Here is a 24735-nt window from a genome sequence, read left to right as displayed (position 1 = left end):
GGCATCCTGCCGTGTCGGCAGCTCCATACGATGAGCTCAGGAGTCTGGACATCCGACGTGGTCGTCTCATCCCTGGATTGCCCGGTTGATTTCCATGCCCTGGTGGACAGCGGCATCAACAAACCGGCCCGCTACATGGGGCACGAGTTAGGGGTTGAACCACGGGATTGGCAGGCAGCGTCGGTTCGCTGGGCGCTCACCTACCCCGAGATCTATGAGGTCGGCTCCAGCAACCTTGGGCACATCATTCTTTATTCGATCCTCAATGCCGTTCCCGGGCAGTTGTGTGATCGCGCCTATCTCCCGGCGGCCGATCTGGCTGGCCGCTTGCGGGAGCGCTCACAGGCGTTGTTTGCGGTGGAAAGCCGTCGCCCCTTGCCAGCCTTCGACATCCTGGGCTTCAGCCTCAGTTACGAACTCGGCGCCACCAACATCCTTGAGATGCTGAACCTGGCGCAGGTGCCCATTCGCGCCGCTGAGCGGGGCGATTTGCCGCTGAGTGATCCTGCAGCACCTCCTCTGATCTTCGCTGGCGGTCCCACCGCCACCAGCAATCCAGAGCCCTATGCCCCGTTCTTCGACTTCATCGCCCTGGGTGACGGTGAAGAGCTGTTGCCCGAAATCGGTCTGGTGGTGGCACAAGCCAAAGCGGATCGATTGACTCGATCGCAATTGCTGCGCGATCTGGCCCAGGTTCCCGGCGTTTACGTGCCTGCGCTCTATGGAACCGGCGCCGATGGGGTGACCCTTGAGCCGCTTCACCCTGATGTTCCAGCGCGGGTTCTTCGCCGTGTGGCGACGCCAATGCCCCACTACTCCATGGGTCTTGTGCCCCATGTGGAAACAGTCCATGACCGTCTCACAGTGGAGATTCGTCGCGGTTGCACCCGGGGTTGTCGCTTCTGCCAGCCCGGAATGTTGACGCGTCCGGCTCGTGATGTGGAACCGGAGGCCGTGATCGAAGCCGTGGAGACCGGCATGAAACAAACCGGTTACAGCGATTTCTCGCTGCTCTCCCTGAGCTGCAGCGACTATCTGGCGCTGCCGGCGGTGGGAGTTGAGTTGCGCAACCGCCTTGCGGATCAGAACGTCACGCTTCAGCTGCCCAGTCAGCGGGTGGATCGCTTTGATGAAGACATTGCCCACATTCTGGGCGGCACAAGGAAAGCGGGTCTCACCTTCGCCCCCGAGGCCGGAACGCAGCGCCTTCGCGACATCGTCAACAAGGGCCTAACCGATGACGACCTGCTCCATGGCATCCGCACGGCCATGCAGAACGGCTACCGCAAGGTGAAGCTGTACTTCATGATCGGCCTCCCTGGTGAGACGGACGCCGATGTTCTCGGCATTGCCGAGACCTGCGTGATGCTCCAGCAGCGCTGCCGTGAGCTAGGGCGGCTGAACCTGAACATCACGATCAGCAATTTCACGCCCAAGCCGCACACCCCGTTCCAGTGGCACAGCGTCTCCACGGCCGAGTTTGAGCGGCGTCAGGCCCTGCTTAAGGAGGCCTTCAGGCGTTTGCGCGGCGTGAAGGTGAACTTCACCGATGTGCGGCTGTCGGCAATGGAGGATTTTGTGGGCCGCAGCGATCGGCGCCTTGCTCCGGTGATCGAGGCAGCCTGGCGGGCTGGTGCGGGCATGGATGCCTGGTTCGAGTCGCTGGATCGCACGTACGCCGCCTGGACCGGAGCCATCGCGGATGCTGGCCTGGAGGGGCGTTACCGGGAGATGGAGGTGGGGGGCTGGAGTGCCGTGGCTGCCCTGGATCGTGAGGACCTTGAGGCGTTCTGCGCTCAGCCGCTTCCTTGGGATCACATCGACACCGGCATCGACAAGGCCTGGCTGGCGGACGATCTACAACGGGCTCTAGCAGCGGCGGTTGTGCCCGACTGCTCCTTTGATGGCTGCAGCAGTTGCGGGGTCTGCGGCCCGGATCTCGGCCACAACGTGGTTGTTCCTGCTCCAGAGGTGCCAACCCAGGTGCCGACCCAGGCGCCGCCCAGTGAACGGGTGTGCCGGATCCGGGTGCAATTCGCCAAAACGGGATCGATGGCGCTGCTCAGCCATCTTGATCTGATGCGCATGCTGGAACGTGCCCTGCGTCGCAGTGCTCTTCCGATCAGCTTCACCGGTGGGTTTCATCCCCTGCCGAGGGTTCAGATTGCTTTGGCCCTGCCCCTCGGCGCTGAGGCCCAGAGCGAGTGGATGGACCTGGAATTCACCGAGGCCCTGGATCCCAATCACTTCTGCAAAACGCTCCAGCCGTTGCTGCCTGAGGGCATTCAGCTGCTGGCGGCAGCCGAGGTTCCCGTCAGTGGCAAAAGCCTCTCTCAAGAACTGACCGGCGCCGTTTGGTGTTTTGATCTCGTGCCGGAGGAGCAAGCCCCGATGCCATTGGATTGGAATGCGGCGGTGGATCAGCTCCTGCAAGCCGCAACCTTGGTATGGCACGACACCGATAAGAAGGGCCGCCCCCGGGAGCGGGATTGCCGCCCCGGGTTGAAGGCGCTGCACGTGACGGATAAGAACACCAATGGGTCCGTCCGGCTTCGCTTGGAAGCAGCGGTGGATGAGATGGGTCGAAGCCTGCGCCCTGCTCAGATTCAGCACTGGCTTGCTGACACCGTCGGCCAGCCCTTGCAGGTGCAACGCTTGGTGAGAGAAGCCCTGCTCCTTAGTGCGCAGTGCTAATTTGGTTACAGAGCAGGTGTTTCGTCCGTCGGGACCAACCTTGTTTCGGTCTTGTCTGATCCCACACGGATATCGAGGTCCACATCACGGCTTGCATGGCGGTCTTTTTTGGAACCCCCAAGCCTGATTCATAGGAGTTCGTGCTCCGCAACCTTTTGGTCTTGCTGACCAGCTCAGATCTTTTAATCACCCCGTGAGCGAGAACCGGCAGGTTCCTCAACGGATTTTGGCCCTCAATCGGGCTCAACCAGTCCTCTTATGCCCCAGCAAATTGTCATCGCGGAGCAGCTGCGTATCGCAGCAGTGCTAACCGATGAACGTGTTGATGAACTGATCGTCGCGCAGGGTCGTTATCAGATCGGAGATGTCTATTTAGGAACAGTTGAAAATGTTCTCCCAGGCATTGATGCTGCCTTCGTCAATATCGGTGAGAGTGAGAAAAACGGGTTCATTCATGTCACCGATCTTGGCCCGCTGCGTCTGAAGAAAGGTTCGGCTGGGATCACTGAACTGCTCGAGCCCCGCCAAAAGGTTCTGGTTCAGGTGATGAAAGAACCGACCGGCACCAAGGGCCCACGATTGACGGGGAACCTTGCTTTGCCAGGTCGCTACCTGGTGCTTCAGCCCCATGGCCAGGGGGTCAACATCTCCCGGCGCATCAGTTCCGATGCAGAACGGAACCGACTCCGTGCCCTGGGTGTTCTGATCAAGCCACCTGGAGCTGGTCTGCTGATCCGCACGGAAGCCGACGGTATTAGTGAAGACCTGCTGATTGAGGATCTGGAATCCTTGTTGCGCCAGTGGGAGGCGATTCAGCAAGCAGCTGAGACAGCTGCACCCCCTGTGCTGCTCAATCGCGATGAAGACTTCATCCATCGGATTCTGCGGGACCACATGGGTCCCGATTTGGCCCGGGTTGTGGTGGACGATGCCGCCGCTGTGAGCCGTGTGATCAGCTTCCTTGGCGCTGATGCCAGCAATGTGCTGGTGGAAGCGCACAGTGAATCCAGCGAGTTGCTGGAGCACTACAAGGTCAATGCCGCCATCCGCGATGCGCTGAAGCCGCGGGTTGATCTGCCGTCCGGTGGCTACGTGATCATCGAGCCCACCGAAGCGCTCACGGTGATTGACGTGAACTCGGGCTCGTTCACACGGTCGGCCAATGCCCGCGAAACCGTTCTGTGGACCAACTGTGAGGCGGCGATTGAAATCGCTCGACAGCTCAAGCTGCGCAACATCGGTGGGGTGATCATCATCGACTTCATCGATATGGATTCCCGTCGTGATCAGCTCCAGCTGCTGGAGCATTTCACGACAGCCGTCCGTGACGACTCAGCTCGTCCTCAGATCGCGCAGCTCAGTGAACTGGGACTGTTGGAGCTCACCCGCAAGCGTCAAGGGCAGAACATCTATGAACTGTTCGGACGGGCATGCCCCAGCTGTGGTGGTCTCGGCCATGTGGCAGTTCTCCCTGGCAAAGACTTGCTTCAACCTCTGGCGACGGCCACGGGATTGGTGCGATCAGCGGCCTCAGCCCGCGCCGAAGTTGTTTCGCCTGGAGAGAACGGTGGCAATGGTCGGCGGCGGCGCGGTGGTCGAGGGCGCGGCAGTCAGGATGTTGTCCTTCCAGTTGAGACGTCCGATACCACTGCCCCTGAGGTGTCGACTCAAGAGGCTCAGGAGCCCGCGATCGCCCGTCGTCAGGACCCTGAATTGGTTGCCGTCCCGATGACGGACGAGCAACAGCAGTTGTTTGGTTGGCTGGGGTTGAACCCAGCCCTGTTGTTGGAGGAGCCCCCTGAATCCGACAACGTCGTGGTCAGGGTTGTGCGTCCTGGCGAGGACGAGCAGGAGGTGCTGGAGGCGGCGCGTCAGCAATTGGCGGCCAGTTCCGGACGGCGCCGTCGTCGCGGCGGACGGGGTGGTCGTTCCGGGTTACGCAATGGGGCGAGTCAGCCCACTGAAGCCCCAGCCGCTGAGACGCCCGTTGTCGTTACCTCGTCTGTTCCGGATGAGTCGGTTCCCCTGATGGTGGAGATCACCCCCTTGGAGGCGGTGACCAATCTGACGATCCCCGAACCAGAACCGGCCCCCAGCAGCGAACCGGCTGAGCCCGAGCCTGTGGCGGTGGCTGAAACAGCTGAGCCTGAGGAGCCCCGTCGTCGCCGTCGTCGCTCCTCTGCAGTCGCCACGGTCTGAGCCGGATGATCGCGCAGGAGTCCCTCCCTCTCGGGAGGGACGTGGCTGGTGTGGACGAAGTCGGTCGTGGTTGTTTGTTTGGGCCTGTTTTTGCGGCCGCTGTGGTGCTCGAGGGCTCAGCAGCCGAATGCCTGTTGAAGGCGGGGCTGACCGACAGCAAAAAACTGTCGGCCAAGCGTCGGGCGGCTCTGGTTCCCTTGATTCAGTCGCTGTGTGTAGCGTCAGGTTTGGGCCAGGCATCAGCGCGAGAAATTGACGCTTGCGGCATCCGCGTTGCCACTGAACGCGCCATGTTGCGGGCTCTGCAGCGACTGCCCCAGAGCCCTGGGCTTGTGCTGGTGGATGGCAATCTTCCCCTTCGCCTGTGGCAGGGACCGCAGCACACTGTGATCGCGGGAGACAGCCGATCAGCCGCCATTGCTGCGGCCAGTGTTCTGGCCAAGGAGGCGAGGGATGCACTCATCCGGCGCTTGTCGGCTCGCTTCCCTGGTTACGGGCTCGAGCGCCATGCGGGCTATGGCACGGCGCAGCATCGTCAGAGCCTGATGGCCTCAGGTCCCACGCCCTTGCATCGGCACACGTTCTTGAAGCGTTTGCTCGGTTGAGCCTTGCTCGTCGGTTTCCCGGCACCAGCTGCGGTAGTCGTCGATCAGCTGCTGGCCAACTCGGGCTTTGATGCCAATGAGGATGCCACTCAAAATTGATTCACCCGTTGATTCCAACACCCGTTTGGGGATCAGCTTGAGTAGCGACGGCTGGCTCACGCTCACCGACAGATGGGCATGCCCCTGAAGCCCGCCGGGTGTGGAAGTCAGCCGTGCTTCCAGGTTCAGGGCGAAGTGGTCAACGATCCCCAGACCCTCCAGTTCGCAGTCGAGGGCCTGCATCACCAGTGTGTCGCCTTCCATTTGGATCTGGAGGGACACCACGGGTTTTACATGGAGCTGAAAGACCTGCAGGCTGGTCACCACATACCGGTAACGTCCTGGCTGCAGGCAGTTGAGCTGTTTGGCGTCAAGCAACGCCCCAAGGACGCGCTCCTCCTCCAGTAGGTAAGTGGGCAGCCGCTCTGCTCCTGTTTTGACAGGCAGATCAAGCTTTTGACTGGCTTCGAAGGCCAGGGGCATGGACTTCACCTGACGCGGCATGATCTTATCGAGTCCATGCAGTGCGGCTTCGATGCCTACACGTCTCGCATTCCTTGGCCCAGCCGGGACCTATGGCGAGCAGGCCGCCCGGGTGTTGATCGAACAGGACGCCCTCGAGGATGTCCAGCTGGTGCCCTGCGTGGGTCTTCGATCGGTTGTGGAACAGCTGGCGGGGGGGGAGTGTGATGGAGCCGTTGTCCCGATTGAGAACTCGGTGGAGGGGGGGGTGACGGCGACCCTCGATGCGCTGTGGTCTCATCCCGAGCTTTGTATTCGCAGGGCTTTGGTGCTTCCGATTCAGCACGCTCTGCTGGGGAGTGGGCCGCTCAGCAGAGTCACGGAAGTGCTCTCCCACCCGCAGGCTCTGGCCCAGTGCAGTGGCTGGCTGGCCCAGCATCTGCCCGATGCATTGCAACTTCCCACCTCCTCCACGGCTGAAGCAGCTCGCATGGTGGCGGGCAGTTCATTCCGTGCTGCGATTGCCTCGCAGGCCGCTGCCCGGGAACACGGGTTGGATGAGCTGGCATTCCCTGTGAATGATGTTGCGGGCAATCGCACCCGTTTTCTCCTGTTGCGTCGTGGGCAGCGCAGTGAGCATGGCGATGTGGCCAGCCTGGCGTTTTCGCTGCATCGCAATGCGCCGGGGGCCTTGCTGGAGGCTCTGGCCTGTTTGGCTGAGCGGGGCCTGAACATGAGTCGGATTGAATCACGACCGTCCAAACGGGAGTTGGGGGAATACGTCTTTTTTGTGGATGTGGATCTTCCTCCGGATCCATCCACGGCTCTGGCGGATTTGATTGCTCAGTTGCAGCCTCTTTGCGAGCATCTCGCCCATTTCGGTGCCTACCCCAGCAGCGATCTCAGTGGCTGTTGAACATCAACGGTTGTTAAAGATCAGTCTTTTCTGATTCGAAAGACACCGAATTGCATCAGCCCAGTGGCGAAGGCCCAGTGCATCAGCAACAACGTCGGTGTTTCTCTCAGGCCCTGCAGTACCGCTTTCGGTCCCAGGTTGAGCACAGCCCAGGGACGTCGGATGCCCTCGACGATGGAGTCAATCCATGAGGGAAGCGTGGCCTGGGTCCAGTCACCGGTGACGATCTCGCCACGGTTGTGGACGCTGTTGTCGAGGTTCTGGCAGAACCCCTTGATGCTGGCGAATTCAGGGTGGGCCCACTGGTTGAGCAGCTGACGCATCACCCAGCGTTCGGTTCGCGTCATGCCGCCATCGGATGGGTCGCGGCGGTTCCAGTCGGCGACAGCAAGCAGACCCCCAGGGCGTAGTACCCGCAGCAGTTCATCGGCATAGCGCTGTTTATTAGGCATGTGTGGACCGGCCTCCACACTCCAGACCGCATCAAAGCTCTGATCGGGCACTTGAAGATCCAAGGCGTCCATCACCTGGAAGCGGCAGGTCAGGCCTGATGGGGTGAGTTGTGTTGCTCGTTTCACCTGGGCTGGGCTGATGCTGATGCCGAGAACGTCCAACCCGTAATCCCGCGCCAGGATTCGGGCACTGCCACCGATGCCGCATCCCACATCCAGCACCCGGCTGCCGGCAGGAAGTTGGTCCAGACCGCTCCATCGCACCAGCTCGTGGACGAAGGCCTCCTTGGCTTCACGGAAGTCACAGGATCCCGGCGGGGTCCCGTAATGGCCGAGATGGACATGCTCTCCCCAGAGCTGCTCCAACAAACGGTCTTCCGTCCAGGCGTCGTAGGCGGAGGCGACACTCTCCGAAGATTCGTAGCGCCGGTCGCGGCGAAGCCACAGCGCAACTCCGGTGGCTCCAACGGCTCCGGCCACTACCAGCAGAGATCCCAACATCACTTCAGATCCATCAACACAGTGCGGGCCGCCAACTGTCGTCGGGTGTGATCCAACATTTCAAACTGCTGACTTAACCGTTCGTGGGTGTCGGTCAGTTCCAGAAGACTCTGTTGTTCCGAGGCGGCCTGATCCAGATGGGCACTGATCCAGAAGGAGAGTTCCCGCGGTAGATCAGGCAGATCATCAGGCAGTTCCACCTCTCGGTTCTGCAGTTTGCTGGTCAGCTGAACGACGTCTTTCAAGGCTTCGCTGACCTCGTCCCGCAGGCTGTTGAGCTGGTCGGTGTCGGCCACGGGCTCATCCTCAAGCCAGCTCACCATCGCTGTTCGGTAGGGCGTTTCCCGCGTGATGTTCAGCAGCCGGAACCGCTGTTGGCCCAACGAAACGATGTAGCTGCGACCGTCTTCGGTTGTTTGATGCTGAAGCACCTCAGCGCAGCAACCGATCTCGGCCATTTCGCCGTTCTCAGGGTTGATGCGAACAATGCCGAACCGCTTGTCGGTCTCCAGAACCGTCTGGAGAAGCATCCGATAACGCGATTCAAAAATGTGTAGCGGCAGGAGCTGCTGCGGGAACAACACGACGTCCGGCAGGGGGAACAGGGGAAGCTCCCTCACAGAAAAATCGGACACGAACGCCGTGTTGTAGGCAACTGAATCCTAGGAAAATGAAGTTCTGATCGAACGGATCAGAGCTTCACTTCGATGTCCACACCACTGGGGAGATCAAGCTTCATTAGCGCGTCGATGGTCTTGGCAGACGGGCTGTAAATGTCAATGATCCGACGGTGGGTGCGGGTTTCGAAGTGCTCGCGGGAGTCCTTGTCCACATGGGGAGAGCGCAGAACGCAGTAGATCTTGCGTTTCGTGGGCAGGGGGATCGGACCGATCGCGGTCGCAGCGGTGTTATCGGCCGTTTCAATGATTTTCTCGCATGAGAGATCCAGCATGCGGCGGTCAAACGCCTTCAGGCGGATGCGGATCTTCTGCTGAGCGATGGCAGTGGACATAAGAGGGGGGCGAAAAAGCTTCGAGGTCGAAGCAGGACTTCAGTTGTCGAGGTTCTTAGAAATGTAGGAGATGGGGGGCTGGGCCCCTCCATCTCCTGCCGTGTGGTTCAGCTTGCGCTGATCACTCGATGATCTTGGAGACCACGCCAGCACCGATTGTGCGCCCGCCTTCGCGGATAGCGAAACGCATGCCGGTTTCCATCGCAACAGGACAGATCAGCTCACCAGTCATCTGGATGTTGTCACCAGGCATCACCATTTCGACATTGCTGCCGTCTTCAGCGGTGAAGGCGGTGATCTGGCCGGTCACGTCCGTTGTACGGATGTAGAACTGCGGGCGGTAGCCAGCGAAGAAAGGAGTGTGGCGGCCGCCTTCTTCCTTCTTCAGCACGTACACCTGACCCTCGAACTTGGTGTGAGGGGTGATGGAGCCAGGCTTCACCAGCACCATGCCGCGTTCGATGTCTTCCTTCTGGATGCCGCGCAGCAGCAGACCAACGTTGTCGCCAGCCATGCCCTCGTCGAGCAGCTTGCGGAACATCTCAACACCGGTGACGGTTGTCTTGCGAGGCTCGCGAATGCCGACGATCTCGATTTCTTCGCCGACTTTGACGATGCCGCGCTCAATACGGCCGGTGGCCACAGTGCCACGACCAGTGATGGAGAAGACGTCTTCCACAGCCATCAGGAAGGGCTTGTCCACTTCCCGCTCAGGCTCAGGAATGCTGGCGTCAACAGCCGCCATCAGTTCCTCGATCTTGGCTTCCCACTCAGCCTCTCCTTCGATGGCCTTCAGGCCAGACACCTGAACGACAGGGATGTCATCGCCGGGGAAGTCGTAGCTGGAGAGCAGTTCACGGATCTCCATTTCCACCAGTTCGATGATCTCCTCGTCATCGACCATGTCGCACTTGTTCAGTGCAACCACCAGAGCGGGAACGCCCACCTGCTTTGCCAGAAGGATGTGCTCCTTGGTCTGGGCCATGGGGCCGTCGGTGGCAGCGCACACCAGGATGGCGCCGTCCATCTGAGCGGCACCGGTGATCATGTTCTTCACATAGTCCGCGTGGCCAGGGCAGTCCACGTGAGCGTAGTGACGTGTCTCGGTTTCGTACTCAACGTGAGCGGTGTTGATGGTGATGCCGCGCTCACGCTCTTCGGGGGCGCCGTCGATGTCGGCATAGTTCTGAACTTCCGCCTGCCCCTTCTTGGCGAGCACGTTGGTGATCGCAGCGGTGAGGGTGGTCTTGCCGTGGTCAACGTGGCCGATGGTGCCGATGTTGACGTGGGGCTTGTTCCTTTCGAACTTCTCGCGTGCCATGGGTGTTTAAAGAATCGAGGGTTGGATTTGGAGGAGTTTAGAGATCAGGAATTGCCCTGATTCTTGGAAATGATGGCCTCAGCCACATTGCGAGGAACTTCGGCGTAATTGTCGAATTCCATCGAGAAAATGCCCCGGCCCTGGGTCATGGAGCGGAGCTGGGTGGCGTAACCGAACATCTCGGCAAGGGGCACCTTGGCCGAGATTTTGGACGTGCCGTCATCGACGGATTGGCCCTCAACCTGACCTCGACGGGAGGACAGGTCGCCGATGATCGAACCGAGGAAATCCTCGGGGACTTCGACCTCGACCTTCATCATCGGCTCAAGCAGCACAGGATTGCACTTCTTGACGCCGTCCTTGAAGGCCATGGATCCGGCGATCTTGAACGCCATCTCCGAAGAGTCGACGTCGTGATAAGAGCCATGCACCAAGGTGCATCTCACATCGATGAGGGGGTATCCGGCAATCACACCGGATTCGCAGGTCTCCTTCATGCCCTGCTCGGCGGGCTTGATGTATTCCTTCGGAACGACACCGCCCACGATTTTGTTGACGAATTCGAAACCGGAGCCGGGCTCACCCGGTTCCATTTCGATCACAACGTGGCCGTACTGACCCTTACCACCGGTCTGACGGGAGAACTTGCCTTCGCCACCTGCAGAACCACGGATGGTTTCGCGATAGGACACCTGAGGTGCGCCGATGTTGGCTTCCACCTTGAACTCGCGCAGCATGCGGTCCACCAGAATTTCCAGGTGGAGTTCGCCCATGCCGGCAATCACGGTCTGACCTGTCTCAGAGTCGGTGTTGACGCGGAAGGTGGGATCCTCCTCAGCCAGAGAAACCAAAGCCTTGGAGAGCTTCTCCATGTCGCCTTTGGTCTTCGGCTCAACAGCCACTGAGATCACCGGTTCGGGGATGAACAGGGTCTCGAGGACGATCGGATCGTCTTGGGTGCAAAGGGTGTCACCTGTTGTGGTGTTCTTCAGTCCGAGCACCGCACCGAGGTCGCCGGCACGCAGTGCGTCAACTTCCTCACGGTCATCAGCCTTGAGCACCACAAGACGGGAGATGCGCTCCTTCTCTCCTTTGGTGGAGTTGAGAACGTAGCTGCCTTTCTCGAGGATGCCGGAGTACATCCGGACGAAAGTGAGTTTGCCGTATGGATCGGCCATCACCTTGAAGGCGAGGGCACTGAAGGGGGCGTTGTCGTCGGACGGACGCACCGCTTCGCTGCCGTCGGGAAGCACACCCTGGATGGGGGGAACGTCGACTGGAGCAGGCAGGTAGTCGATTACTGCGTCCAGAACCAGCTGAACACCTTTGTTTTTGAAGGCTGAGCCGCAGAGCATGGGCACCAGACCGTGCTTCAGCACGCCCTCACGAATGCCCTTCTTGAGCTCGTCAACGCTGAGTTCACCGGTTTCGAGGAACTTCTCGATCAGCGCTTCGTCGGTTTCGGCGACGGTTTCCATCAGGGTGTTCCGCCATTCGGCCACCTCGTCGGCCATGTCAGCCGGCACATCGGCTTCTTCGATATCGGTGCCGAGGTCGTTTTTATAGATGTATGCCTTGTTGGCAACAAGGTCGATGATGCCGCTGAGCTCACCCTCAGCACCAATCGGAAGCTGAATCGGAACCGCGTTGGCTTTGAGGCGATCCCTGATCTGGCCGTGAACCTTGAGGAAGTCCGCACCGGTGCGGTCCATCTTGTTCACGAACACCATCCGGGGAACGGAATAGCGATCGGCCTGACGCCAGACGGTTTCGGATTGGGGCTGCACACCACCAACGGCGCAGAAGACGGCGATCACACCATCCAGCACGCGCATGGAGCGCTCCACCTCAATGGTGAAGTCCACGTGGCCAGGCGTGTCAATGATGTTGACGCGATGGTCCTGCCAGGACGTCGAAATGGCAGCTGCGGTGATCGTGATGCCACGCTCACGTTCCTGGGCCATCCAGTCGGTCACGGCGGCGCCGTCGTGCACCTCGCCGATTTTGTGAACCACACCGGAATAGAACAGGATCCGTTCAGTCGTGGTGGTTTTGCCGGCATCGATGTGAGCAGCGATACCAATATTTCTGACGCGTTCCAGGGGGAAGTCGCGGGCCACAGGAAATTCTCCGGGGGTGGGGCGTGAAAAGGCGGAGAGACTCTACAGGCCAGCCATGAACATCTGTGTTAATGGCTGGCCGGCGAGGCTCAGTAGCGGTAGTGGGCGAAAGCCTTGTTGGCTTCGGCCATCTTGTGGGTTTCTTCGCGCTTGCGAACGGCGTTGCCAGCCTCATTGGCGGCATCCATCAGTTCTCCAGCCAGCTTCTGGGCCATGCTCCGGCCATTCCGGGAGCGAGAGAAGCTCACGAGCCAGCGCAGGGCCATGGCGGTGCCGCGCTCCTGGCGCACTTCCATAGGCACCTGATAAGTGGCACCACCAACGCGGCGAGCGCGTACTTCCACCAGGGGCGTGGCGTTCTTGACGGCAGTCTCGAAGAGTTCGAGTGGATCTCCGCCGGTGCGCTCGTTGATCAGGCCGAACGCGTCGGACAGGATCCGTTGCGCTGTCGACTTCTTGCCGTGCTGCATCAGACGCACAACCATCATCGTGGCGAGACGGCTGTTGAACTGCGGGTCGGGAAGAATCGGGCGCTTCTCAGCGGCGTTGCGGCGTGACATTAGAGATCAGAACGTTATGGGGATGGAAAGAAAACCGGTGATCACTCCTTCGGAGCCTTGGCGCCGTACTTGGAGCGGGACTGACGCCGGTCTTTCACGCCAGCGGTATCCAGGGTTCCGCGGATGATGTGGTAGCGGACGCCAGGGAGGTCTTTGACACGACCGCCGCGGATCAACACCACCGAGTGTTCCTGCAGGTTGTGACCGACACCGCCGATATAAGCCGTGACTTCAAAGCCGGAGGTCAGGCGCACACGAGCCACCTTGCGCAGAGCCGAGTTGGGCTTTTTGGGCGTTGAGGTGTAAACGCGGGTGCAAACACCGCGACGCTCAGGACACGACTTCAGGGCGGGGGACTTGGTCTTGGCCTTGAGGCGTGAGCGCTCAGTGCGGATCAGCTGTTGGATGGTTGGCATCGATGGTCGGTGAGCGGTCGGACTCCCGACCTGATTCGACAATCGACCACGATACCGGGTGACGGTCCCCCCTCAAACGCGGCTGAAGGCACTGCCGCAGGCACAGGGCTCAACACCATCACTGTTGCGGATCAGAAAACCACCACCACTGAGGTCGCCGCGGTAGTCCAGGCAAAGGCCTTCAAGCATTTTGAGTTGTTCTGCAGGGGCGTGCAGAGTCACGCCATCGGCCCTTGCGATTGCGACGCCGGCCAAATGTCCTGCCCGGATGCGCAGCACATGTTGTGCGCACTCCCCGGGAGTGAGATCGAGATGCATCTGCCCCGGTGTTCCCGCCACGGCCGCCTGTCGCCCTAGCTCGGCAGCAGCGGCAGCGGTCAGCCGCAGATTGGCAGCCATGCTCAGTTCCTCGGGGCCCCCAGTTTTGCAGGTCTCAGAGGGGGATGAGCCCCAGACCGTTATGGACTCTCGGGGTGCTGCCTCGGCCGTTCATCACGGTTCGTCCGGCCACCACGAGGGTGGTGGAACTGCCACCATCCATGTTCAAGGCATCGCTCAGGCCCAGTTGCTGGGCTGCCAGGGCTGTTTCCACAAGGGTGGGATCACCGCCAGCGGCACCACGCAAGGTCATCAGCCATTGGCCGCTCGGCCCCTGAGCTACCACCGTTCTTGGTGCCGCCAAGCTCATGAAGGCCGGACTAAATCCTTCCCGGCGTCCATTGAGCACCACTTGGCCGTTTTGCATCAGCAGCGGACCGCCGCCCAGAACATTGGGATGTTGGGCCAGGGGAGAGCTGGATCGCGCTGTCACCTGGATCCGATCACCAGGCCGAGCGGGCAGTGGCGTGCGCCCGCGGGCGATCACCAACGCAGCGTTTTTGGGAATGGCGATGCCACGTTGCAGGCTGCGCTGGTCGAATGTTGTCTCGACGCGGCCGCCGCGAATCAACAGAGCTTCCTCCTCGCCGCTCAGGGCCCGGTAGCGGGGCCCCCATGCAGATGTGTAGAGGCTCAGCCCCTTCTGCACGTAACCACTGTTGAGTGCCATGAGGCTCCAACGGCGACCGTTGTTCACCTGCAGGGTCTGGTTCAGCCGCAGCCGGCCGAACTGCAGATCTCCTGAGGCCCCCCAAGCGATCACGCCGCGGTTCAGGATCGGACCTGAAAGCCAGACCCCCTGATGCCGCAAGGCCCCCAGGGGGAGTTGATTGATCCGGTTGAAAAAGCCTCCGTTGACTGCGACCAGCGCTCCTGCTGGTTGGGAGAGCTGAGGCAGAAAACGTAGGCCCTGTTGCTGCTCGGTCTTGACCAGGGGCTGGAGGGTGATGCCGAGACGGCTCAGGTCGCCGCCGGCACGGAATACCTGAATGGGTTTCACCCCCACCTTGATGGTGCGTCGCTCCAAGACGAAGCCCCTCCTCAGCATTTCGGCCACAGCTGGATCGCTAAGGGGCAGACGTGCGCTCTGGGCTGGGCGGCGACCGCCGACCTGTACCCCATCCAGCACCACCCGCCAGGGGGACGCCAGGCTCAAGCTCCTCAGCTTGGTGGCTTGTCCCTTCAGCACGAGGCCGCCGTGGCGATGCTGCTCTGGGGTGAGCCCCCACGCCTTGAGTTGACGTCGCTGGGTCCGCGACAGCTTGAGCTCCAGCAACAGGTCGCCGTTCAACCGCTGCACCAGGGCAGGCCCGTTCAGGTCCAGCACCAAGCGATCAGCTGTAGAACCCTTGCCGCGGCGCAGGTTGTTCACCGTTGGAGGGGGCAGTCGAAGCTCCAAGGTGTTTCCTCTCACTTGGGAGCGGACGCCTGTTGCGGCCAACCAGTCGCTCACTTCAAGGCCGACTTCGTCCCCGAGCGATCGGGTCTTCATTGAGGTCAAGGGAACCGTTCGACCAAACCATTCCAGTGCCTCTCCATCAAGGCGGGACACTCGCCTGAAACCCAGTCGGGATTCCAGAACCTCCAGGGGCAGCCACAGCTCCTCTGGGGCTGCGTCGCTGCCCCTCCAGAGCCAAACCGCTTTGCTGCGCTCTCGCCCGATCAGTACCTCCTCCCCGCTCTGGTTCGGTACAGGCCGAAGCTCAGGTGGTGGCGCTGGAAGTGGAGCAAAGGCCAGCATGAAATGCCTTGGCGGAGAGGCGCCTGCCTAGGATCCTCCCTCGAGATGGTTTCTGCAGAGCTCGAAGCTGCAGACCCATGCGATCGTCCGATTGAGTTCTCTATGTCTGACGCCATCCGTTCCGCTGTCTGGCCTTACTGCGACAGCCCTGCACCTGAGGTTGTAGCGGGCGAGAAGGATGCGTGTGGCGTTGGTTTCCTGGCGCAGCTCCAGGGGCAGGCCAGCCATTGGGTTTTGGAGCAGGCCCTGCGTGGTCTGGGATGCATGGAGCACCGTGGTGGTTGCGGGGGGGATGGCGACTCCGGCGACGGCGCAGGGGTGTTGTGTGAGATCCCCTGGTCGTATCTGAAAGCGGTCTGGCCCGAGGCGGCTGCAGCACGGGGCCTCGGAATGATGTTCATGCCAACGGATGCCAGCCGTCGTGCTGAGGTGCGAGACCTGTGTGATGAAGAGGCCAAAGCCCTCGGCATGCAGCCTCTGGGGTGGCGAACGGTGCCTGTCGACCCTGCCGTTCTCGGCCCCTTGGCCCGTGCCACAGCTCCTGTGATTGAGCAGTGGGTGCTGAATGGTGATGCGGACAACGCAACGTTTGATGGTCAGCTGCTGCGGTTGCGGCGGCGCATCGGTGCCCGTGTGCGAGCAGCTCTGGGTGCTGAGGTGGCCCATGACGTTTATGTCGCTTCCCTGAGCAGCCGGACGGTTGTCTACAAGGGGATGGTGCGATCCGAGGTGCTGGCGCAGTTCTATGGCGACCTCCAGGACCCTCGATTTGAGGTGAGCTTTGCCGTTTATCACCGTCGCTTCAGCACCAACACCCTGCCGCGTTGGCCCCTGGCGCAGCCGATGCGGCTGCTGGGTCACAACGGTGAAATCAATACTCTGCTGGGCAACCTCAACTGGGCCAAGGCTTCAGAAGCCAGCCTCGAGAACGTCTGGGGTGAGGCGGCTAATGACCTGATCCCGGTGGTGAACCCTGCCTTCAGCGATTCCGCCAACCTGGATGCCACCTTGGAATTGATGGTGCGCAGCGGGCGGTCGATCACCGACAGCCTGATCACGCTGGTGCCCGAAGCGTTTCGCAATCAGCCCGATCTCGATAGCCGTCCTGATGTGACGGCGATGTACGAATTCAACGCGGGAATTCAGGAACCCTGGGATGGCCCAGCCCTGTTGGTCTTTGCCGACGGCAAGCGGGTGGGTGCCACGCTCGATCGCAACGGGCTGCGCCCGGCACGTTGGTGCACCACGGCAGACGGTTTCGTGATCATGGGATCGGAGACCGGCGTGGTGGATCTCAGCGACAAGACGATTGTTCAGAAGGGGCGTCTTGGCCCCGGCCAGATGGTGGCTGTCGATCTGGAACGCGGGGAGTTGCTCGACAACTGGTCGGTGAAGGAAGACGCGGCACAGCGCTTCCCTTATGCCGATTGGCTGAAGCAGCATCGTCGCTGCGTGGCGCCACAGCCCTGGACCCAAGATCGAAAGGTGGGTGAACTCGACCTGCTGCGGTTGCAAACCGCCATGGGCTTCACCGCTGAAGACTTCGATCTGATTATCGAAGACATGGCGGCCCTCGGGAAGGAGCCCACCTACTGCATGGGAGATGACATCCCCCTGGCGGTGCTCTCCGATAAGCCCCACCTGCTTTACGACTACTTCAAACAGCGCTTCGCTCAGGTCACCAACCCTCCGATCGATCCCCTGAGGGAAAAGCTGGTGATGAGCCTGGAGATGCATCTGGGTGAACGCCGTCCCGCCCTGAAGCCCCAGCCGGAAGCTGCCTCCGTTATTCATCTGGACACGCCCGTTTTGAACGAGGCGGAACTGGCGGCGATCAGTGAGCAGGGATTGCCCGTCAAGACCGTGTCCACTCAGGTGGCTGTGGAGTCGTGTGCGGGAGGCCTGCAACAGGCCATTGCCGCGCTCTGCAGCGTTGCGGAACAGGCGGTGCGCGACGGTGCGCAGGTGCTGGTGCTGTCCGATCGGGTCGACGGCGCTGGGGCGGCGGTACAGCTGACCCCCACGACTGTGGCCATGCCGGCTTTGCTGGCTGTTGGTGCTGTTCATCACCATCTGCTGCGCCAGAAGCTGCGGCTGCAGTGCTCTCTGGTGGTGGACACCGCCCAGTGCTGGAGCACCCACCACATGGCGTGCCTGATTGGTTACGGCGCCAGTGCTGTGTGTCCTTGGCTCACTTGGGAGACAACCCGCCACTGGCTGGATCACCCCAAGACCAAGAAGCGGATTGAGCAGGGCAAGTTGCCCGCTCTCGATGCCGATCAGGCCCAGGCCAACGTTCGCGAGTCGCTGGAGAACGGTCTGCGCAAGATCCTCTCCAAGATCGGAATTTCATTGCTGGCCAGCTATCACGGCGCTCAGATCTTTGAAGCGATCGGTCTGGGTGCGGATGTGGTGGAGACCGCCTTTACCGGAACGACCAGCCGTGTTGCCGGCATGACGCTGGCTGAGCTGGCGAACGAAACGCTCTCGATGCATGCCAAGGCGTTCCCTGAGCTCAACCGCAGCAAGCTCGAATTCATGGGGTTCGTTCAGTACCGCAGTGGTGCTGAGTACCACCGCAACAATCCCGAGCTTTCGAAGGCACTGCACAAGGCGGTGGCCCAAGGCCCTGGTTACGACCACTTTTCCACCTATCAGGCTTTGCTGGAGAACCGTCCGGTGATGGCCCTGCGGGACCTGTTGGAGTTCAAGTTGGCTCCCACCCCAGTGCCTCTCGATCAGGTGGAGAGCGTCGAGAGCATCTGCACCCGCTTCTGCACAGGCGGAATGAGCCTCGGTGCGTTGTCTCGCGAAGCCCATGAAGTGTTGGCCGTGGCGATGAATCGCATCGGTGGCAAGAGCAACAGTGGTGAAGGCGGTGAAGACCCTGCGCGCTTCCAGCTTCTCAAGGATGTGGATGGGGAGGGCCGTTCAGCCTCATTCCCGAGCATTGGTGGCCTGCGCAATGGCGATACCGCCTGCTCGGCCATCAAACAGGTGGCTTCAGGCCGTTTCGGCGTGACTGCGGAATACCTGCGCAGCGGCAAGCAGCTGGAGATCAAGGTGGCCCAGGGCGCTAAGCCTGGTGAAGGCGGTCAGCTGCCAGGGCCCAAGGTCGACAAGTACATCGCCTGGTTACGCAATAGCAAGCCAGGTGTGGCCTTGATTTCACCGCCGCCACACCACGACATCTATTCGATCGAAGACCTGGCGCAGTTGATCCATGACCTGCACCAGGTGCACCCCGCTGCTCCCGTGAGCGTGAAGCTGGTGGCTGAGATTGGCATTGGCACCATCGCTGCGGGTGTGGCCAAGGCCAACGCTGATGTGATTCAGATCTCCGGTCACGACGGTGGCACGGGCGCATCTCCCCTGAGTTCGATCAAGCACGCCGGCAGTCCCTGGGAACTGGGTCTCACTGAGGTGCATCGCTCTCTGGTGGAGAACGGACTGCGCGATCGGGTTCTGTTGCGTGCTGATGGAGGTCTGAAAACCGGCTGGGACGTGGTGATCGCTGCCCTTTTAGGTGCCGAGGAGTACGGGTTCGGCTCGATCGCGATGATCGCCGAGGGCTGCGTCATGGCACGCGTTTGCCACACCAACAATTGCCCTGTGGGTGTGGCCACGCAGAAGGAGAACCTGCGCAAGCGTTTCACCGGCATTCCCGAACATGTCGTCAACTTCTTCTGGTACGTCGCCGAGGAAGTTCGTCAGCTGATGAGTCTGCTCGGTGTTACCCGCCTTGAAGAGCTGATTGGCCGCACCGATTTGCTCAAGGCCCGCTCGGTTGATCTGGCCAAGACCAAGGGCGTGGATCTCTCCAGCCTGCTGGCTCCGATCAGCGGTGCCGAAGAACGCTCCTGGCTTCGCCACAGCGACCAGGCCCACGGCAATGGACTGATCCTTGAAGATCAGCTCCTTGCCGACGCTGACCTAATGGTTGCTCTGGAAAACCATGGTTCCGTGAGCCGCAGCATCGAGATCATCAACACCGACCGCAGTGTCTGTGCTCGTTTGGCTGGTGAAATTGCCCAGCGCCACGGCAACCGCGGCTTCAAAGGACAGCTCGATCTCACCTTCCTGGGTGCAGCAGGCCAGAGCTTCGGGGCCTTCCTGGTGCAGGGCATGCAGGTTCGTCTTGAAGGTGAGGCCAACGATTACGTGGGCAAGGGAATGAACAGTGGTTCCATCACCCTCGTCCCATCAGACGGATGTGCATCTCCAGGAGAACAGGTGATCCTCGGCAACACCTGCCTCTACGGGGCCACCGGCGGTGAGTTGTTTGCCCATGGACGGGCTGGCGAGCGTTTCGGTGTTCGCAACAGCGGTGCCCGCACGGTTGTGGAGGGAGCTGGTGACCATTGCTGTGAGTACATGACCGGCGGTGTCGTTGTCGTTCTCGGCAGCACCGGCCGCAATGTCGGCGCTGGCATGACCGGTGGTGTGACCTTCCTGCTGGATGAGGAGGGGCGTGTCGCTCCTCGGGTGAATCCGGAGATTGTTGAGGTCTGCGCCATCACCACCGATGAGCAGGAGTCGCTGCTGAAGGGGCTGCTGGAACAGCATGTGGCGCTCACGGGAAGCGAGAAGGCTGCTGCTCTCTTGGCCGACTGGTCTGCGGCGAAGAATCGCTTCAAGGTGTTGGTCCCCCCCAGTGAGAGGGTGGCGATGGGATTGGCCGACAAGCAGGCTGTGGCTGCTTAGCGCCGTCGCTAGCCCGTGGCCTGGTTCGTCAAGACTGAAACTTTCACGGCCGTCGCAGCCTCTCTGCCCGTGGAGCAGCGGCGACTCACCTTGGCAGCTCACCGCCATTGGGTTGTAGGGGAAGCAGCAGCGGGCCGCCGTCTACGCAGCGGTTACTTGGTGGATGGTGACCGGCAGCCTGGCGGCGGGGGTTTGTTGATTTTTGAGGCGTCGTCCTACGCCGATGCGCTGGCATGGGTGGAGAACGACCCAATGATCCGCGCCGGCCTGGTGGACTGGCAGGTGCAGGAATGGATCCCCGTCAGCGGGGATGGCTGGCCATGAGCCGTTGCACCTCACCGGCGTGATAGCTGCTGCGGGTGAGTGGTGTGCTGACCACTTGGAGGAAGCCCAGCTCCTCTTCGCCCACAGTCCTGTAGGTCTCGAATTGAGCCGGGGTCACAAAGCGGTCAACGGCCAGGTGTTTGGGGCCAGGTGAGAGGTACTGACCGATGGTGACGATGTCGACCCTTTGTTTGCGCAGATCCCGGAGCGTCTCGATCACCTCTTCATCGGTTTCTCCGAGCCCCACCATCAGCCCCGACTTGCTGTAGGCCTTGGGCCATTGGTTCCGCACCCGCTGCAGCAGCTCGAGGGAGCGTTCATAGATGCCCTGGGGCCGTGCCAGGCGGTACATCCGCGGCACCGTTTCAATGTTGTGGTTCAGCACGTGGGGGGCGGCGGCCATCACCGTTGCCAGGGCATCCCAGTTGCCGCAGAAGTCGGGAATCAGCAGCTCGATCGTGGTGAGCGGTGAGCGTTGCTTCACCTGTTCAATGCAGGCCACGAACTGGGAGGCTCCACCATCGGCGAGATCGTCGCGGTTTACCGAGGTGATCACCACGTGCTTCAGGCCCAGACGGGCCACCGCTTCCCCAAGCCGTTGGGGCTCGGTGGGATCGAGCTCGCGCACGCTCTTGTCGAAGTCGATGTCGCAGTAGGGGCAGGCGCGGGTGCAGCCGGGACCCATGATCAAAAACGTTGCCGTGCCGCCTGCAAAGCATTCGCCGATGTTGGGGCAGCTCGCCTCCTGGCAGACCGTGTTCAGGTTCAAGTCCAGCAGCAGGTCGGCCACGGCGCCGATCCGTTCGCGCTGCGGAGCCTTTACGCGCAACCACTCCGGCTTGAGCACGGCGAAGCTTCTTCAATCCATGACCCTAATCCGTGCCCTAGTGCTCTTGCTTCAATCTCGGAAGCATCGATCTTTTAGGATTGATAAGCCGGGATGTGGCGCAGTTTGGTAGCGCACTTCGTTCGGGACGAAGGGGCCGCAGGTTCGAATCCTGTCATCCCGATTGATTGTTTCGTTGCACTGCCTGGTCTTGATGGAGACCTGAGCTAGACCAGCAAAAACTCAGTCCTCATTGGAGACTCGCCCCGGGATATCCCCGCGGCGTCACCATCCAGTCATCCTCGGCACGGCTGCTGCTGTTCCCGATCAGAACCAGCGTGAGCATGTCCACTGCTTCTGGCTCCAAGCGCTCAAGACACGTGAGCTGATGGGATTCCTCCGCGCGGCCCAGCTGACGCGCCAGCATCACCGGGGTTGTGGGGGGGCGGTGATTCAGCAGGATCTCCTTGGCTTGCCCCAGCTGCCAATCACGACCCTTGGACCTTGGGTTGTAGAGGGCGAGGACAAAATCTCCAGTTGCAGCGGCCTCCAGTCGCTTTTCGATCACGGTCCACGGCGTGAGGCGATCGCTGAGGCTGATGCAGCAGAAGTCATGCATTAGTGGCGCTCCGGCCCGGGCGGCGGCCAGCTGGAAGGCTGAAATTCCGGGATGCACCGAGAAGCTGGGTCGGTCCTGCTCGGGTTGCTGGAGAAGCAGCTCCAGGGCCAATCCCGCCATGCCGTAGATCCCGCTGTCGCCGGAGGAGATCAGAGCAACTTTTGCCCCTTGTTGGGCCAAGCGCAGTGCTTCGGCACAGCGGTCCCATTCCCGGGTGAGCTGGCCATCGAATCGAACCTGATCCGGGCGGCGCAAAGGCTCCAGAAGGTCGAGGTAGAGGCTGTAGCCAACCCAGGCGGAACAACGGGAGAGGGCCGCTTTGGCGTCTCCGCTGAGCAGGGACAGATCCCCTGGGCCACTCCCCACCAAGTGCAGTTCGCCCCGTTCCGGCGCGTAGGGGATGGCAGCCTCGGCAATGGCCACTGTCACGGCACCCTGTTCCCCTGTTGCCGGACGGCTGATTTGCTTGTGCTGGATCAGATGACCTTTGTCGCCCGCAGCCAGCAATGCCGCTGCTTCCGCCACCGAAGCGGTCCCCATTTCCTTGCGCACCACTTCGGAGGGGTTCGGCACCTCGATGGACGCAAGAGCGTGCTCCGCAAAGGTTCGGAACGCCCATGCCCGGGTTTGGCTCAGATGCTGTAGGGCCGGTTCGTCGGATTTCCGCGCTGCGCTGGCCATTCCGGCGACAGCCTCTTCCGCCAGACCTGCTGTTGCCAAGGCCTCGGCAATGGCCTTCTCCACCAGAGAAAGACTGGTGTTGCGTTCACAGCCGATGCCGATCCAGACCGTTGCTGGATGCCACTGGCAATCGCCTTGGACGCGCGCTCCAATCACAAGATCAGCGGGCTCAGACACAACGTTGGCTTCAACGTTGTGCAGCAAGGGATGGCCTTCAGGGCATTGCCAGGCGGTGGATCCACTGCTCTGGTGAACGCTGATGCGGGATCCCTGGGACTGCCGCACCATCAGATCGCGCCAACTGGCCACCGTCCCCCTGCGTCTCCAGCCCCAGCCGTCCCCAAAGGCATCCAGGGGGAGACGTCCTTCATGGGCGCAGGCGCCCGTGATCACCGCCTGCCCGCCGAGATCCATCGCGATCTCCAGGGCGCGTTGTTCGGCGCCTGCGGAATGGCCTCCCAGTAACGGGATGACGAACTCTCCTTTGGGGTCGAGCACCAGAACGGCTGGATCCTTCCCCTTGCCTTGGATCCGAGTTGCAATCAGACGTGTCACCGCTCCCACGGCGCCCACGAACAACACGACGTTCTCTGCCGTCCAGTGCCCATCAAGGGCGGTATTGATGTCTTGATCATCTGCCTTGATCCGGTCGATGTGGCCGCGTATCAGCAACCGCTCCAACAGCGGCATGGCGCTGGGGCTGAGTCCTAGGCCCAGAGCGGGAACGGCAGATGTGGGGTTCAGAGCAGGGAATCCGGATCAGGGCTTGCGCAAGCGCCCATCGCTGTTGAGCAACTCACGGGCTGATCCTCCCAGGCTGCTGCTCGGCATCAACTTGGGTTCCTGCTCGGCTGGCTGCTGAGGCTCCGCAGGCTTCTCCTGGGCGGGAGTGGGAGGAGTGGGCAGAGCAACTTCTGCTTTGGATGGCTCTTCAGCAAGGGGCGGCTCAGCCTCCTGTTCTTCGCTTTCCTCTGGTGCCGTGGGCTTGGGGTCTGCCTCGGGTTGGGTTTTGACCTCGTCCTCGACCTCTTTCTCGATTTTGATCTCGACCTGGGGAAGCTCTCGGGGCTGTTCTGTCTTCTCCTGTTGTTTCTCCTCTGCTTTTTGAGGGGGCTCTGGCGGGGATTCGACCACCTCCAGAGCTTCAGGCTCAGGGGAGCCGCTCAGGCGCGCGAGCTGGCTTTCAGTGAGGTGTGGGCGCATCCAGCCCGGCTTGGGACCGGCTGGGGCTTTCAAATGAATCAGCTGATTGTTGAAGACCGGTGTGATCGGCTCGCCCAGTCCATTCAGCAGTTCCATCTGAATGTCGTGCCTGTTGGAGCCATTCGATCCTTTGAGCCACAGGGCTTCCTGGTGATCGACCAAAAAGCTGTCTCCATCAATGCTGATGCGGAGTCGCCAGCGTCCATCTCCCTCCCGCAGGTTTTGGAGCGGAGCATTCCAAATCAGCCAATCCACCAAAAGGGGTTGCAGGCCCTGTTCTCCGGCTGGTGAGACAGGAACCAGCCAGGGGGCATCGCGTTCGGGTTGCGTGCCCTGCAGTTTTTGCCAAAGGTGCAGGCGCCCCTGGATTGAGGCTCCTGGTGATTGCACGGCTTCTCCCCAGGGGTAAGCGGCCCAGGCGCTGAACCGGTGGCTGCCCGCTTCCAGGCCGTCGATGCGGACCTTCAGGAGGTTTCCATTGCTTTCGCTCAGCCGTAGAGGAGCGCGGTTGTCGATTTTGAGCACGACATGGGGCCCCAGACCCAATTCGGGGTCGTTGCTGAGGGGCCAGTCCTCGATTTCGAAACGGAGCTCAAGAGCGTCAGAGGAAACGATGCTGTCATTGCTTGGATCGCTCAGCCGTAGAGAGGGATGGTGCCTTTGCAGGTTCTGGCGCAGCTGTTGCACTGCCCCTGGAGGAGCCACTTCCTGGAGCTTCCCGCTGGGGGCTGAACTCGGCAGCGGTTTGGCGGCGGACCCTGTGTCGCGATTGAAGAATCCAGGGCGCGCATGAACAGGTAAGCCGGCACCGAGAAGCAGCACTGCTGCCAGCAGAACAGCCCATATCGACTTCAAGCCAGGGCGACGCATCGGGCATCAACAGATCTGATCATTCTGAACAATCCGACCTTCACTGTCAGAGTTTTAGTTATTTAGGAAGGAAATATGTGTGAAATTGTGTT

The 24735-nt window shown here is 61.1% G+C and carries 19 protein-coding genes and 1 tRNA gene; 7 read left to right on the top strand and 13 right to left on the bottom strand.

Features of this window, described 5'->3' with window-relative positions; all coding sequences use genetic code 11:
• The first annotated feature begins 30 nt into the window (after positions 1 to 30).
• The 3 genes from Q3Y53_RS11510 (at position 31) to Q3Y53_RS11500 (ending at position 5498) form a co-directional block, all read left to right on the top strand.
• Complete coding sequence (locus tag Q3Y53_RS11510) at positions 31 to 2694, top strand: TIGR03960 family B12-binding radical SAM protein (RefSeq protein ID WP_226425715.1); 2664 nt, start codon at positions 31 to 33, stop codon at positions 2692 to 2694.
• 258 nt (positions 2695 to 2952) lie between these two features.
• The gene (locus Q3Y53_RS11505; RefSeq protein WP_303536156.1) at positions 2953 to 4893 is read left to right on the top strand and encodes an Rne/Rng family ribonuclease; all 1941 of its coding nucleotides are present in this window, start codon (positions 2953 to 2955) and stop codon (positions 4891 to 4893) included.
• 5 nt (positions 4894 to 4898) lie between these two features.
• Positions 4899 to 5498: a ribonuclease HII gene (locus Q3Y53_RS11500; RefSeq protein ID WP_226425718.1), complete on the top strand. Its 600-nt coding sequence runs from the start codon at positions 4899 to 4901 to the stop codon at positions 5496 to 5498.
• Here the strand turns inward: Q3Y53_RS11500 and Q3Y53_RS11495 are convergent.
• Positions 5445 to 6041: a DUF1997 domain-containing protein gene (locus Q3Y53_RS11495; protein ID WP_303536151.1), complete on the bottom strand. Its 597-nt coding sequence runs from the start codon at positions 6039 to 6041 to the stop codon at positions 5445 to 5447. The genes Q3Y53_RS11500 and Q3Y53_RS11495 overlap by 54 nt on opposite strands.
• Positions 6042 to 6072: 31 nt before the next feature.
• On the opposite strand from Q3Y53_RS11495, the gene pheA reads away from it, so the two are divergent.
• Positions 6073 to 6915, top strand: a complete 843-nt coding sequence (pheA, locus tag Q3Y53_RS11490; protein ID WP_226425720.1) for a prephenate dehydratase — start codon at positions 6073 to 6075, stop codon at positions 6913 to 6915.
• Between the two features lie 20 nt (positions 6916 to 6935).
• On the opposite strand, the gene Q3Y53_RS11485 is transcribed toward pheA, so the two are convergent.
• The 9 genes from Q3Y53_RS11485 to Q3Y53_RS11445 all read right to left on the bottom strand — a co-directional run bounded on the left by Q3Y53_RS11485 (position 6936) and on the right by Q3Y53_RS11445 (position 15416).
• Positions 6936 to 7868, bottom strand: coding sequence for a methyltransferase domain-containing protein (locus Q3Y53_RS11485; RefSeq protein ID WP_303536146.1), 933 nt, complete (start codon positions 7866 to 7868; stop codon positions 6936 to 6938).
• Positions 7868 to 8503 (bottom strand): LON peptidase substrate-binding domain-containing protein, encoded by a 636-nt coding sequence (locus Q3Y53_RS11480; protein ID WP_226425722.1) that lies wholly within the window; start codon positions 8501 to 8503, stop codon positions 7868 to 7870. The genes Q3Y53_RS11485 and Q3Y53_RS11480 overlap by 1 nt, the downstream gene beginning before the upstream one ends.
• Before the next feature lie 56 nt (positions 8504 to 8559).
• Positions 8560 to 8880 (bottom strand): 30S ribosomal protein S10, encoded by a 321-nt coding sequence (gene rpsJ, locus Q3Y53_RS11475; RefSeq protein WP_011363346.1) that lies wholly within the window; start codon positions 8878 to 8880, stop codon positions 8560 to 8562.
• A gap of 121 nt (positions 8881 to 9001) precedes the next feature.
• Positions 9002 to 10201, bottom strand: a complete 1200-nt coding sequence (tuf, locus tag Q3Y53_RS11470; RefSeq protein ID WP_226415366.1) for an elongation factor Tu — start codon at positions 10199 to 10201, stop codon at positions 9002 to 9004.
• Positions 10202 to 10245: 44 nt separating this feature from the next.
• On the bottom strand, positions 10246 to 12321 hold the full coding sequence (fusA, locus tag Q3Y53_RS11465) for an elongation factor G (protein ID WP_226425723.1): 2076 nt from the start codon (positions 12319 to 12321) through the stop codon (positions 10246 to 10248).
• Between the two features lie 89 nt (positions 12322 to 12410).
• Positions 12411 to 12881, bottom strand: a complete 471-nt coding sequence (rpsG, locus tag Q3Y53_RS11460) for a 30S ribosomal protein S7 (RefSeq protein WP_226402173.1) — start codon at positions 12879 to 12881, stop codon at positions 12411 to 12413.
• 41 nt (positions 12882 to 12922) lie between these two features.
• Positions 12923 to 13297, bottom strand: coding sequence for a 30S ribosomal protein S12 (gene rpsL / locus Q3Y53_RS11455; RefSeq protein WP_006850614.1), 375 nt, complete (start codon positions 13295 to 13297; stop codon positions 12923 to 12925).
• A 72-nt stretch (positions 13298 to 13369) separates the two neighbouring features.
• Positions 13370 to 13696: an AIR synthase gene (locus Q3Y53_RS11450; protein ID WP_226425724.1), complete on the bottom strand. Its 327-nt coding sequence runs from the start codon at positions 13694 to 13696 to the stop codon at positions 13370 to 13372.
• A 34-nt stretch (positions 13697 to 13730) separates the two neighbouring features.
• Complete coding sequence (locus tag Q3Y53_RS11445; protein ID WP_303536125.1) at positions 13731 to 15416, bottom strand: phosphodiester glycosidase family protein; 1686 nt, start codon at positions 15414 to 15416, stop codon at positions 13731 to 13733.
• A 102-nt stretch (positions 15417 to 15518) separates the two neighbouring features.
• Between Q3Y53_RS11445 and gltB the strand changes: the two genes are divergently transcribed.
• Together gltB and Q3Y53_RS11435 are read left to right on the top strand one after the other, a co-directional pair.
• Positions 15519 to 20120: a glutamate synthase large subunit gene (gene gltB, locus Q3Y53_RS11440; protein WP_303536123.1), complete on the top strand. Its 4602-nt coding sequence runs from the start codon at positions 15519 to 15521 to the stop codon at positions 20118 to 20120.
• Between the two features lie 15 nt (positions 20121 to 20135).
• The gene (locus Q3Y53_RS11435; RefSeq protein WP_303536121.1) at positions 20136 to 20444 is read left to right on the top strand and encodes a YciI family protein; all 309 of its coding nucleotides are present in this window, start codon (positions 20136 to 20138) and stop codon (positions 20442 to 20444) included.
• Here the strand turns inward: Q3Y53_RS11435 and lipA are convergent.
• On the bottom strand, positions 20422 to 21291 hold the full coding sequence (gene lipA / locus Q3Y53_RS11430) for a lipoyl synthase (RefSeq protein WP_303536119.1): 870 nt from the start codon (positions 21289 to 21291) through the stop codon (positions 20422 to 20424). The genes Q3Y53_RS11435 and lipA overlap by 23 nt on opposite strands.
• Positions 21292 to 21380: 89 nt before the next feature.
• Here lipA and Q3Y53_RS11425 point away from each other — a divergent pair.
• Positions 21381 to 21454, top strand: a tRNA-Pro gene (locus Q3Y53_RS11425).
• Between the two features lie 66 nt (positions 21455 to 21520).
• Here Q3Y53_RS11425 and cobJ read toward each other — a convergent pair.
• Together cobJ and Q3Y53_RS11415 are read right to left on the bottom strand one after the other, a co-directional pair.
• Positions 21521 to 23260, bottom strand: a complete 1740-nt coding sequence (gene cobJ, locus Q3Y53_RS11420) for a precorrin-3B C(17)-methyltransferase (RefSeq protein WP_303536116.1) — start codon at positions 23258 to 23260, stop codon at positions 21521 to 21523.
• Between the two features lie 69 nt (positions 23261 to 23329).
• Positions 23330 to 24628 carry a hypothetical protein gene (locus tag Q3Y53_RS11415; RefSeq protein WP_303536114.1) on the bottom strand — a complete coding sequence of 433 codons (1299 nt, stop codon included), beginning with the start codon at positions 24626 to 24628 and terminating at the stop codon, positions 23330 to 23332.
• Positions 24629 to 24735: the final 107 nt, after the last annotated feature.

It is taken from the genome of Synechococcus sp. YX-04-1 (genome assembly GCF_030546365.1).
Lineage (GTDB): Bacteria > Cyanobacteriota > Cyanobacteriia > PCC-6307 > Cyanobiaceae > Parasynechococcus.
This window is presented reverse-complemented; position numbering and strand designations above follow the sequence as displayed.

Bases quoted from the DNA above. Each gene is read 5' to 3' on its own strand.
- Q3Y53_RS11510 (WP_226425715.1), top strand. From the start codon at position 31: ATGAGCTCAGGAGTCTGGACATCCGACGTGGTCGTCTCATCCCTGGAT.
- Q3Y53_RS11505 (WP_303536156.1), top strand. From the start codon at position 2,953: ATGCCCCAGCAAATTGTCATCGCGGAGCAGCTGCGTATCGCAGCAGTG.
- Q3Y53_RS11500 (WP_226425718.1), top strand. From the start codon at position 4,899: ATGATCGCGCAGGAGTCCCTCCCTCTCGGGAGGGACGTGGCTGGTGTG.
- Q3Y53_RS11495 (WP_303536151.1), bottom strand. From the start codon at position 6,041: ATGCCGCGTCAGGTGAAGTCCATGCCCCTGGCCTTCGAAGCCAGTCAA.
- pheA (WP_226425720.1), top strand. From the start codon at position 6,073: ATGCCTACACGTCTCGCATTCCTTGGCCCAGCCGGGACCTATGGCGAG.
- Q3Y53_RS11485 (WP_303536146.1), bottom strand. From the start codon at position 7,868: ATGTTGGGATCTCTGCTGGTAGTGGCCGGAGCCGTTGGAGCCACCGGA.
- rpsJ (WP_011363346.1), bottom strand. From the start codon at position 8,880: ATGTCCACTGCCATCGCTCAGCAGAAGATCCGCATCCGCCTGAAGGCG.
- tuf (WP_226415366.1), bottom strand. From the start codon at position 10,201: ATGGCACGCGAGAAGTTCGAAAGGAACAAGCCCCACGTCAACATCGGC.
- rpsG (WP_226402173.1), bottom strand. From the start codon at position 12,881: ATGTCACGCCGCAACGCCGCTGAGAAGCGCCCGATTCTTCCCGACCCG.
- rpsL (WP_006850614.1), bottom strand. From the start codon at position 13,297: ATGCCAACCATCCAACAGCTGATCCGCACTGAGCGCTCACGCCTCAAG.
- Q3Y53_RS11450 (WP_226425724.1), bottom strand. From the start codon at position 13,696: ATGGCTGCCAATCTGCGGCTGACCGCTGCCGCTGCTGCCGAGCTAGGG.
- Q3Y53_RS11445 (WP_303536125.1), bottom strand. From the start codon at position 15,416: ATGCTGGCCTTTGCTCCACTTCCAGCGCCACCACCTGAGCTTCGGCCT.
- gltB (WP_303536123.1), top strand. From the start codon at position 15,519: ATGTCTGACGCCATCCGTTCCGCTGTCTGGCCTTACTGCGACAGCCCT.
- cobJ (WP_303536116.1), bottom strand. From the start codon at position 23,260: ATGCCGCTGTTGGAGCGGTTGCTGATACGCGGCCACATCGACCGGATC.